The sequence below is a fragment of the Streptomyces colonosanans genome (assembly GCF_001866645.1).
Lineage (GTDB): Bacteria > Actinomycetota > Actinomycetes > Streptomycetales > Streptomycetaceae > Streptomyces > Streptomyces colonosanans.
The window spans coordinates 1-2,769 of sequence record NZ_MLYP01000087.1 but is presented as its reverse complement, the minus strand read 5'-3'; the positions used below and the strand labels follow the sequence as shown (position 1 = coordinate 2,769).

The following is a 2,769-nucleotide window of genomic DNA, read 5'->3' as shown; positions in this document are numbered from 1 at the left end:
AGGCGGGAGCCGCGTATCTGCCGATCGATCCCGGATATCCGCACTCGCGGATCGCGTTCATGCTGGACGACGCCGAGCCTGTGCTGGTCGTGGACGACCCCGCCATGGTCACCGCCCATGGCAATCCCGACACCGACCCGGCCGTGAGGCTCGACGTGCGCCATCCCGCATACGTGATCTACACCTCCGGCTCGACCGGCCGCCCCAAGGGCGTCGCCGTCAGCCACGCGGGCGTCTCCAGCCTCGTCGCGGCACAGGTGGAACGCCTCGGGCTCGACGGGAAAAGCCGGGTGCTCCAGGTCTCCTCGCCCAGTTTCGACGCCTCGTTCTGGGACCTGTGCAGCGCCCTGCTGACCGGTGGGGCCCTGGTACTGGCACCTGCCGAGGAACCCCTGAGGGCTCTCGCGGACCGTGACCTCGGCGTCACCCACGTCACCCTGCCGCCCTCGGCCCTGGCCACGTTCGGCGCGACCGACCTGACGCCGTCGACGCTGGTCGTCGCGGGTGAGGCGTGCTCTCCCGAGCTGGTCGAGCGGTGGGCGCCCGGCCGCCGCATGATCAACGCGTACGGCCCGACCGAGACCACGGTGTGCGCGACGATGAGCGAGCCCCTGACCCCCTGCGGCCAGGTACCACCCATCGGCCGCCCCATCGCCAACACCCGGGTCCACGTCCTCGACGAACGACTGCAACCGGTTCCGCCCGGTGTCCCCGGCGAACTGTACGTGGCCGGGGCCGGACTCGCCCGCGGCTACCTGGGCCGCCCAGGCCTCACCGCCGAACGGTTCGTCGCGGACCCGTACGGCCCGGCAGGCAGCCGCATGTACCGCACCGGCGACCTCGTACGCCGACGCACCGACGGCAACCTCGAGTACGTCGGCCGTGCCGACCAGCAGGTCAAGATCCGCGGCTTCCGCATCGAACCCGGCGAGATCGAGGCCGCACTGACCAGCCACCCGCAGGTCGCACAGACCGCGGTGGTCGCTCGCCAGGACCGGCTGGTGGCCTATGCGGTGTCCACGACCGAAGAGCCCGAGCGGTTGCGTGCCTACCTGCGCGAGCGGCTCCCGGATTACATGGTGCCGTCGGCGATCGTCACGCTCGACGCCCTGCCGCTGACGCCCAACGGCAAGCTCGACCACGCCGCCCTCCCCGAGCCGGAGTTCGGCGGGGCCGGATCCGGGCGGGCGCCCCGCACACCTCGGGAGCAGATCCTGTGCGAACTCTTCGCCGAAATGCTCGGGGCATCCGACGTCGGTGTGGACGACGGCTTCTTCGACCTGGGCGGCCACTCCTTGCTGGCCACCCGGCTGGCCGCCCGTGTCCGTACGGTCCTCGGTGCCGAGCTCAGCCTGCGCACCCTGTTCGAGGCGCCGACCGTGGCAGGGCTCGCCGCGGCGCTCGACGACGCGGGGCAGGCGCGTCCCGCGCTGACCGCCGCCGAGCGCCCCGAGCGGGTCCCGCTCTCCTTCGCGCAGCGCCGCCTGTGGTTCCTGCACCGCATGGAGGGCGCGAGCGCCACGTACAACATTCCGCTCGCGTTGCGGCTCACGGGCGACCTCGACCAGCAGGCGCTGCGCGGCGCACTGGCCGATGTGGTGGCCCGTCACGAGAGCCTGCGGACGGTATTCGCCGAGAGCGACGGGGTGCCGTACCAGCGGGTGCTGGACGCCGACGAGGCCCGACCGCGGGTACGACTGACCGTGACCAGTCATGATGCTCTGCCCGACCGGCTCGCAGAGGCCGCCCGGCGCCCGTTCGATCTGGCGAGCGAACCTCCGCTGCGCGCCGAGCTGTTCGAACTGACGCGGAACGAGCACGTGCTGCTGGTCGTGATCCACCACATCGCCGGTGACGGGTGGTCGACCGGTCCGCTCTCCCAGAACCTCGCGACGGCCTACACGGCCCGCTGCGAGGGAGGCAAGCCGGACTGGCCACCGTTGCCGGTGCAGTACGCGGACTACACCCTGTGGCAGCGGGACCTGCTCGGCGACCCCGGCGACGAGAAGAGCGTCTTCGCCCGCCAACTGTCGTATTGGACCGAGCAGCTGACCGACCTGCCCGAGCGGATCGCGCTGCCGACGGACCGGCCGCGCCCCGCTGTCGCCTCGTACCGGGGCGGGCTTCTCCTCGTCGAGGTGGGCACCGATCTGCACGCCGGGCTGGCCGAGCTGGCCCGCCGTTCGGGCGCCAGCATGTTCATGGTCCTCCAGGCCGCGCTGGCGGCGCTGCTGGGCCGGCTCGGCGCGGGCACCGACATCGCCGTCGGCAGCCCTATTGCGGGGCGCACCGACGAGGCCCTGGACGATCTGGTCGGGTTCTTCGTCAACACCCTCGTCATGCGAACCGATCTGTCCGGTGACCCTTCGTTCACGGAGGTGCTGGGCCGGGTACGGGAGACCGCGCTGGAGGCGTTCGCGCACCAGGACGTGCCCTTCGAGCACCTGGTGGAGGTGGTCAACCCCACCCGGTCGCTGGCCCACCACCCTCTCTTCCAAGTCATGTTCGCCCTGCAGAACGCACCCATGGGCGACTTCGACCTGCCGGGTCTGCGGGTTTCGCACGTAGCGGCGCCCACCGGTACCGCGAAGTTCGACCTTGGCATCAGCCTCTTCGAGCGCTCCGGCGACGGCGGTGCGCCCGCCGGCATCTCCGGGGCGGTCGAGTACGCCACCGATCTGTTCGACCGTGGCACGGTGGAGACGCTGTTCGCTCGTTGGACGCGGCTGCTGGAGGCTGTGGTCGCCGATCCGGAGCGGCCGATCGGTG

The 2,769-nt window shown here is 71.5% G+C and carries 1 protein-coding gene; it reads left to right on the top strand.

All coding sequences use genetic code 11. The features are described 5' to 3' along the window. The coding region (locus BIV24_RS28220) for a non-ribosomal peptide synthetase (RefSeq protein ID WP_143064682.1) at nucleotides 1-2,769 on the top strand (2,769 nt) is incomplete at both ends.